The sequence below is a fragment of the Megasphaera sp. UPII 135-E genome (assembly GCF_000221545.1).
GTDB lineage: Bacteria > Bacillota > Negativicutes > Veillonellales > Megasphaeraceae > Megasphaera > Megasphaera hutchinsoni.
In genome coordinates this window covers 1-7,964 of the sequence record NZ_AFUG01000001.1, presented here as the reverse complement: position 1 = coordinate 7,964, position 7,964 = coordinate 1, and the positions used below count along the sequence as shown (strand labels likewise).

7 protein-coding genes and 1 tRNA gene are annotated in these 7,964 nt (G+C 38.1%); 5 read left to right on the top strand and 3 right to left on the bottom strand.

Going from position 1 to position 7,964, the window contains the following annotated elements:
• Nucleotides 1-603: 603 nt before the first annotated feature.
• On the top strand, nt 604-1,953 hold the full coding sequence (gene gdhA / locus HMPREF1040_RS00040; RefSeq protein ID WP_007391865.1) for an NADP-specific glutamate dehydrogenase: 1,350 nt from the start codon (nt 604-606) through the stop codon (nt 1,951-1,953).
• Nucleotides 1,954-2,046: 93 nt separating this feature from the next.
• Here gdhA and HMPREF1040_RS00035 read toward each other — a convergent pair whose 3' ends face one another.
• Nucleotides 2,047-2,811, bottom strand: a complete 765-nt coding sequence (locus tag HMPREF1040_RS00035) for a carbon-nitrogen family hydrolase (protein WP_007391862.1) — start codon at nt 2,809-2,811, stop codon at nt 2,047-2,049.
• Between the two features lie 104 nt (nt 2,812-2,915).
• On the opposite strand from HMPREF1040_RS00035, the gene ybaK reads away from it, so the two are divergent.
• Nucleotides 2,916-3,428: a Cys-tRNA(Pro) deacylase gene (gene ybaK / locus HMPREF1040_RS00030; protein ID WP_007391864.1), complete on the top strand. Its 513-nt coding sequence runs from the start codon at nt 2,916-2,918 to the stop codon at nt 3,426-3,428.
• A gap of 39 nt (nt 3,429-3,467) precedes the next feature.
• Here the strand turns inward: ybaK and HMPREF1040_RS00025 are convergent, their stop codons facing one another.
• Nucleotides 3,468-4,634 carry an iron-containing alcohol dehydrogenase gene (locus HMPREF1040_RS00025; RefSeq protein ID WP_007391861.1) on the bottom strand — a complete coding sequence of 389 codons (1,167 nt, stop codon included), beginning with the start codon at nt 4,632-4,634 and terminating at the stop codon, nt 3,468-3,470.
• Between the two features lie 81 nt (nt 4,635-4,715).
• Nucleotides 4,716-4,789 (bottom strand) — tRNA-Gly (locus HMPREF1040_RS00020).
• A gap of 443 nt (nt 4,790-5,232) precedes the next feature.
• On the opposite strand from HMPREF1040_RS00020, the gene HMPREF1040_RS00015 reads away from it, so the two are divergent.
• Genes HMPREF1040_RS00015 through HMPREF1040_RS00005 form a run of 3 tightly spaced genes read left to right on the top strand, consistent with a single transcriptional unit; the run spans nt 5,233 to nt 7,949 of the window.
• On the top strand, nt 5,233-5,838 hold the full coding sequence (locus HMPREF1040_RS00015) for an aminodeoxychorismate/anthranilate synthase component II (protein ID WP_007391860.1): 606 nt from the start codon (nt 5,233-5,235) through the stop codon (nt 5,836-5,838).
• A complete protein-coding gene (pabB, locus tag HMPREF1040_RS00010) occupies nt 5,831-7,216 on the top strand; it encodes an aminodeoxychorismate synthase component I (protein WP_007391863.1) in 1,386 nt (461 codons plus the stop codon). Before HMPREF1040_RS00015 ends, pabB begins: the two co-directional genes overlap by 8 nt.
• Entirely contained in the window at nt 7,200-7,949 is a 750-nt protein-coding gene (locus tag HMPREF1040_RS00005) for an aminotransferase class IV (protein ID WP_007391858.1), read from the top strand. Before pabB ends, HMPREF1040_RS00005 begins: the two co-directional genes overlap by 17 nt.
• The last annotated feature ends 15 nt before the right edge of the window (nt 7,950-7,964 follow it).

Here is a 7,964-nt window from a genome sequence, read left to right as displayed (position 1 = left end):
AAAAGAGATGATTCATGAGGAATCATCTCTTTTTATATACTATGGTTTCTTCTCTACAAAAGCTATCTTTTACCTAAGATAGCTTTTGTATTACTACGTAAAAATAAATAGTTCAATTTCAAATTCTTTGGTGGAGATACGCGGGATCAAACCGCTGACATCTCGAATGCCATTCAATCACTCTCCCAGCTGAGCTATACCCCCATATATAATTGTATATAGTTATTAATATAACATACCTTCATGCCTTCATTCATATATCAATAAATCCCTATTTTTATCTGTACATTTTTATTCAACTTCTATTGCAAATGAATACAACTATTAATGTACAAGGTGTCATACCTAATAATCATATGTACCTATCTTGAATACCAAAATTGTAAGTGTTTATTTTTTTAAAAAATAATCTCATAGCGTTATAATAAAACAAATTATTTTGTGTTTTTCTTGTTTTTTTTAATCAGATACAATAAAACAAAACAAATTTATCTATGCGTATTAATTATTTTATATTTGCACCTGTTGCATTATTCAAAAATTGTGTTATGATGAACTTGTAATTACAAAAGCTGTCTAAATTATTTTTTCGAGGTGATTGTTATGAATAATTATGTAGAACAAGTAATTAACGCTGTTCGTCAAAAACATCAAAACGAACCTGAATTTGTGCAAACCGTTGAAGAGGTTCTCTCTTCGATATCTACCGTTGTGGATAATCATCCTGAATACGAAAAATATGATTTATTATCGCGTTTAGTAGAACCAGAACGGCAATTTATTTTCCGCGTTGTTTGGGAAGATGATAAAGGTAATTATCATACCAATACAGGCTACCGTTTCCAATTTAATGGTGCAATTGGACCATACAAAGGTGGCTTGCGTTTCCAAAAGAACGTATATTCTGGAATTATAAAATTCCTCGGGTTTGAACAAATTTTTAAAAACGCTTTAACGGGCTTGCCTATCGGCGGTGGCAAAGGCGGTTCTGACTTTGATCCCACAGGCAAATCCGATGCAGAAATCATGCGGTTCTGCCAAAGCTATATGCAAGCGTTATATCGCTATATTGGTCCTGATGTTGACGTTCCTGCAGGAGACATGGGCGTCGGTGGTCGTGAAATCGGGTACTTGTATGGGGAATATCGTCGCTTAAAAGGTGCTTTTGAAAACGGCGTATTAACAGGTAAAGGCTTTAGTTACGGTGGTTCATTAATTCGCCCTGAAGCAACTGGTTATGGTGCAATTTATTATTTACTCAACGTATTAAAAGACGATGGTCAAGATATTAAAGGTAAAACTATTGCTGCCTCCGGCTTTGGTAATGTAACTTGGGGACTTTGCAAAAAAGCAAAAGAATTGGGTGCTAAAGTAATTACCTTATCTGGTCCTGATGGCTATATTTATGATCCCGATGGCGTAAGTACCGATGAAAAAGTAGAATACTTATTAGAAATGCGTAGTAGCGGTCGCAACTGCGTAAAAGATTATGCAGATAAATTCGGCGTAGAATTCTTCCCTGGCGAAAAACCTTGGGGACGCAAAGCTGATATTGTAATGCCTTCAGCTATGCAAAACGATGTACATATGGAACAAGCAAAACAAATTGCCGCTAATAAAGTTCGTTATTATATCGAAGTAGCAAACATGCCAACTACTAATGACGCTTTAAATTACTTGTTAGAACAAAAAGATATGATCGTAGCTCCGGCTAAAGCCGTAAATGCTGGTGGCGTTGCCGTATCTGCTTTAGAAATGAGCCAAAACAGCGAACGCCTAGTTTGGACAGAAGAAGAAGTCGATCAAAAATTACAACACATCATGAATACAATTTACAAAAACAGCAAAGACGCTGCTGCTCGTAACGGATTAGGATATAACCTCGTAGCTGGAGCTAATATTGCAGGTTTTGAACGCATTGCAGATGCTATGATTGCACAAGGCGTATTCTAATTGTAATACCCTTGCAACCATATACAAGATGACCATTCATACACACCTATGACGGTGAAGCACATTGCTTCACCGTCATATTTTATTACTTACCTAATATAAATCTTTGCGTATATCAGCTTGTACAGGAATCTTATTCCGTATTTCTACAACCGTTTCTGGTTTTATTACACCTTCAATAATCTCGTCCTCTATACCTGCTTGAACTAAAATATTACCCCATGGATCTATCACTTGAGAATGTCCATACAAAATAGAACCACACGTATTGACAGCCGCTACATAACATTGATGTTCAATCGCCCGTGCACGATTCAATAAATCCCAATGCATCCCTCGTTTCGTAGGCCAAGCAGCAGAAACAAATAAAACATCACAAGGTTCATTCATTACTTTCTGTATCCATCCCCCAAAACGCAAATCATAGCAAAGAATCGCCCCCATAGAAATTCCATCTAACCGCCATCTGCCACACCTAAAACCAGCAGAAAAATATTCATCTTCATGTCCCCGGGTAAATAAATGCACTTTATCATAAGTACAAACAATTTCACCCGTACGAGTTACCGTATATAATCGATTATACAATCGCTTTTGCTCGCGTACAGCTACGGAACCACCTATGATATGTACCCCTAACGTCGTCGCTAACCGCTGTAAAAACGCTTGCGTATAATTCCCCTTTTCATCGGCTATATCATAAATATTTTTAGGAAAAAAACCCGTATTCCACAGTTCAGGTAATACCAGCACCTCATTTCCCTGCTTTGCTGCTTTAATAATATATTTTTCAGCCATAGCATAATTATATTCACAATCCCCTAATCGTACATTCCATTGTATACCTGCAACTTTCATAAATATTCTCCTTTTGTTCTCCGCAAAATAAAACCATGGTCCCTTGAAAAAGCTCCCTAATCTTGTTATAGTAGCAAAGACATCATAAAAAAAGAGGGATCCTTATGAGCAAACACAAAAAAACAAATGCCATGCGCTTATTAGATACAAAAAAAATTTCCTACACAACTAAATCATATACCTATACAGAAGAAGATCTTTCGGGCATCCATGCAGCGGAAGCCGTTGGACTCCCCGTTGACTGTGTATTTAAAACCTTAGTTGCCCAGGGAAAAACAACAGGCCCAGTCGTCTTTTGTATTCCCTGTCACAAAGAATTAGATTTAAAAAAAGCAGCCCACGTCAGTGGTAATAAATCAGTAGAACTACTACACGTCAAAGACTTATTACACATAACTGGCTATATTCGAGGTGGTTGCTCCCCCTTAGGTATGAAAAAGCAATTTCCTACTTACCTTGATATTTCTGCCCGAGAGCAAACCGTAATCAGCATCAGTGCGGGGCAACGAGGACTTCAAATTATCCTTGCTCCACAAGATTTAAGCACACTAATCCCTGCCCCCTTTGTCGATTTACTCCTAAAAGACGTAACCTTAACAACCAGTCGCATTCGCTAACTTCTTTTTCATCCCTAACAACACCATATACGACAATATTTATAAACTTTCTTTTAAAATAGCAATAATATCTTCCTTCGTTAATACTTTGTACCCCCCTTGCATAATAAACGTACCTTCTGCAATGTTTTCAATGCTATCCTCCGTCACACCCAGTTCCCGAGCATGCAAAACAAGACCAATCCCTTCCATCCATTCTTGCAAACAATCTAATCCTTTATTTGCTATTTCTAGTGCAGTCTTGCCTTCAGCTGGAACCTGCCAAACATATTTAGCAAACCGCTCAAATTTAGGTAGTCCCGCTTGCAAAATATACCGATAATAAGGTAGGGATACAACCGCTAACGTCATACCATGTGTAGCATTCGTATACGCACCAATAGATTGTCCCATCATATGCACCATCCAATCTTGCCTTTTTCCCTTGGCCAAAAACGTATTTAATGCCCATGTAGCTAACCACATAATATTACTTCTTGCTTCATAATTTAAGGGATCTGCCACAGCAATACGCGAACTATGAATAAGCGAACGCATCATCCCTTCAGCAATATAATCCGTTACATTATCATCTGTACCGGAAAAATATTGTTCCATAATATGTGACATAATATCATAACATCCTGCTACCATTTGATACACTGGTACCGAAAATGTAAAAGCCGGATTTAAAATAGCAAATTTCGGAAATACGCGTGTATCAAATACACGTGCAATTTTTCGTTTTTCTTCGGTATTAGTAAGGACGGAACCTCCATTCATTTCAGACCCCGTTCCCACCATAGTCAAGACACATCCTACTGGAAGAGGCATATGTTTTAATCGCCGCATATGCTTAAAATACGTATCCCAAACATCCGTTTCACTATGGGCTCCTACCGAAACAGCCTTAGCATAATCACAGGTAGAGCCGCCACCAACAGCTAATAATAAATCTACCTTCTCTTCCCTTGCTAAACGGCACCCTTCTCGTACTTTTTCTACCGTAGGATTAGGCATCACCCCGGCATCTTCAATAATCACTTTTCCTGCCTCTTGTAAAAGTGAAATTACAGCATCATAAATACCATTTTGCTTAATTGAACCCCCACCATAAATAAGCTGTACCCTTTCACCATACTTATCCAATTCTTTTCTTAAATCGGTTAATGCATCCTCGCCAAAATATAAGGTCGTTGGATTTTGATACGTAAAATTTCCTAACATATATACCTCCCTTTCACAACTATACCACCTAAAAAAATAAAAAATACCATTTTTCCTTTAGGAAAAATGGTATTCAGCATCTGGAGCGGATGAAGGGGATCGAACCCTCGTTTTAAGCTTGGGAAGCTCACATTCTACCACTGAATTACATCCGCATGAACAATATAATAAATTTTAAATATTACTTGCTCATTATAACAAAAAATCAATTCCCTTGTAAAGAAAAATTTCTAAATCCCCTAAGATATCTCTTGCAGAAATCATTTCCCTTACAGATTTTATAACATATAACCGTCTATGCTGTATACATCTTCTTCCCATTTCAAATGCTCTAATATATACACCTATTCATATATAAAAATCCTATATTATTCCTATATTTACTAATACTATTTTACCATAAAATAACGCCTATCGTCACCTCACCCCATTTTTATTTTCTCTTTCTCTCACTAACATAAATTGTCTATTTTTTGACTATATGCTATACTATTCATACATGCAAATATAATGATATTATTATCCAGTTTACGAGCCGCAAGGATAACGACTGAATATGCTGCAAAGCACAGTCGTTATCCTTTTTTAGGAGTATATTATGTTTCTTATCATTGATAATCACGATTCTTTTGTATATACCATTGCCGACTACATTAAAAGTCTACATTATAATGTATCCGTATATCCTTGCGATCAACTTTCAGATGCTATCATCAACACCTTACAACCACAAGGAATCATTATCTCACCTGGTCCCAAACATCCAAAAGACGCTATCGAATCATTCCACATACTCACTGCCTACAAAGGGAAAATTCCTATCCTGGGGATTTGTTTAGGTATGCAATTAATCGCTTATGCTGCGGGTGCTTCCATTACACGCGGAAAACGTCCCATGCACGGAAAAATAACCCCTATTACGCACCATGGCACAGGATTATTTATGCATCTCCCCCCCACCTTTCACGTAACCCGCTATCACTCGCTGATAGTACAAGCTAACACTTTGCCAAGTACCTATCGTTGCGATGCCTTTTCCATCGATGGGGTCCTCATGGGACTAAGCCATAAAACATTACCACTATGGGGAGTTCAATTTCATCCAGAGGCATTATTAACTGAATATGGACACGAACTATTACAACACTTCTGTATTTTAGCCCATGCCTATACTTCTTCTCACGAAGGTGATTACTATGTCTAATTATATAATAAAAAAATCTCCATTTGCAGCTTCTGCCACCAAATTATTTCACCTCTTTCATTACGAAAAAAACGTTTCCTTTCTTGATTCATCCTTAAAAAATAAGTTAGGCCGTTTTTCCATTATCGGACTCGTTCCACATATAATTGTAGAATCTCATCCCAAGGGATGCCTAATCAATGGAACGCTACACCCATGCACGCCCGAACTATTTCTAAAAGAATACCTCCATACCCATCACCAAGAAAACAACACGTCATTACCACTCCTAAATGGTGCTATCGGTTATATTTCTTATGATTACGGTCAATCCATTTTTCACCTAAAGGATCCCCGTCCCACTAATTTTCCGGGTGCCGAAATGACATGGATATTTTATGATTTTTTTATCATTGAAGATCATCTCGATCATACGGTTACCTTTATTGCTGGAGGACATACCCAACCAGCCGAGAAATTAATGCATTCCATGATGACGGAAATACAAAAACGATTAGCTCACGCATCGCCTCTTTCCGTCACTCCCTCGCCAACCACAGCTAAACTACTATCCTATATGCCCGAAGAAGAATACACAAAGAACCTAAAAAAAATTAATTCCTATATATTAGACGGTCATATTTATGTGATAAATTTTACGCAAATGCTCACCTTCCAAAGTAATCAATCACCTTATGCTTTCTTCACTGCCTTACGGAAATCTAATCCTGCTCCATTTGGGGCATATCTAAACTACCCCCACTATCAAATAATTAGTGCTTCCATGGAACGGTTTATTAAAATTTCACACGGAACAATCGAAACGAGACCAATCAAAGGCACACGTCCACGAAGTAACCAGCCTCAAAAAGACGCAGCCTATTACCAAGCATTGAAACATTCGACAAAAGATAAAAGCGAACTGCTCATGATTGTCGATTTAGAACGAAACGATTTATCTCGCATTTGCCAAACAGGAACGATAACCGTTCCTTCGCTCTACCAAATCGAAGCCTATGCAACGGTATTTCAATTAGTTGCTACCATTCAAGGTAAACTCCTGCCCCATACAACTGCCATAGATATACTTCCGGTACTATTTCCCGGCGGCTCCATCACAGGTGCGCCCAAACAACGGGCGATGGAAATCATTGCTGAATTAGAACCAACCAAACGTGGCATATACACCGGTTCCATCGGTTATATTTCCTTAAACGGCGATTGTGATCTAAATATTGTCATTCGTACCGCCGTCCACCACAACGGAATCTATCAAATAGGTGTCGGTGGTGGCATTACCGCCGAATCCGATCCTGCTGCGGAATATGAAGAAACATGGCAAAAAGCCCTTGCCCTTCAACGGGTTTTACAAGGAGGATATCATGAAAATAAATTATGATGAAGCGTGTCAATATGGACTCGCTGTATTTGAAACATTACCGGTAAAAGATGGTCAGCCATATTGGCTTGAAGCTCATATCCAACGCTTATCTGCTAGTATCGCCTATTTTAATCTGCCCTTGCCCCCCTCTATCGCAACGGATCTCACCGCCTATTGTCATCTGCAACAAGGTAATAAAATAGTAAAATTATTAATTTCATCCAACAATATTTGTTTTACCCATCGTCCCAATACGTATACAGAAGAAATATACAAAAAAGGATTTTCTGTAACATACGCTTCCACTTGTCGTAACGAAACATCTCCCTTTACCTTTCATAAAACCGCTAATTATGGTGATTCCATCTTAGAAAAACGAAAAGCACACCAAAACGGTTTTGATGAACCCCTATTTCTAAACACAAAGGGATATATTGCCGAAGGAGCTACTACCAATATTTTTTTCATCAAAAATCAAACGCTTTATACTCCTTCCCTATCTTGCGGACTCTTACCGGGTATCGTCCGGGCCTATATAACAGATACCTTTTCTGCTCAAGAATGCCTGATATCACCTAATGATATCACCCAATTTGACGAATGTTTTATGACCAATTCCGTCTTAGGTATCATCGGTGTTACCAGCTGTGGCACCTATACCTTTCCACATCTCAATCAATACACCACCCACATTAGACAAAAATACCTCATCGACTGTACTAAGCCATTCCTTTATAAACGCTCCTACTAAAAAAGCTACTCGTAA